The sequence below is a fragment of the Brevundimonas sp. ZS04 genome (genome assembly GCF_001956865.1).
GTDB lineage: Bacteria > Pseudomonadota > Alphaproteobacteria > Caulobacterales > Caulobacteraceae > Brevundimonas > Brevundimonas diminuta.
In genome coordinates, this window is the sequence record NZ_MTHE01000072.1 from 1 (window position 1) to 390 (window position 390).

At 72.1% G+C, this 390-nt stretch carries 2 protein-coding genes; both read left to right on the top strand.

Annotated features, from left to right (window positions below; translation table 11 throughout):
* Positions 1–203: hypothetical protein (locus BJP32_RS17430; protein WP_158043324.1), on the top strand; the 203-nt coding region annotated here is incomplete at its 5' end.
* Positions 200–390: hypothetical protein (locus tag BJP32_RS16830; RefSeq protein WP_143255514.1), on the top strand; the 191-nt coding region annotated here is incomplete at its 3' end. The genes BJP32_RS17430 and BJP32_RS16830, both read left to right, overlap by 4 nt.

The window sequence follows — 390 nt, forward strand, 5'->3', positions numbered from 1 at the left end:
TTACCACGCAAGGCGACGCCAACCCCACCAGCGAGGAATGGTCGCTCCCCCGCGGGAGTGACGTCGCCTTGGTGCGCGGCACGGTCGCCGACGTCGGCGCCGTCGTCGACGCCGTCAAGGGCCCGATCGTGGCGCTGATCGTGCTCCTGGCAGCCTTGATCCTCGCCGTCGCCCAGCTGCGACGCATCTGGAGCCGGTCATGAGGCGCGGACTGTCGAAGGCCCTGGCAGCAGGCGGCACCCTCTTCGCGCTCGCCGGGACGGCGCTGGCCGCCGACCAGATCGCCAGCCGCGAGCGCCCGCCCGCAGCCTCGGCCGTGACGATCTCCTCGACGGCGCCGCTGTTCCAAGAGGCAGGGCTCGTCAACGGGCAGACGTTCGAGCGCTGCAC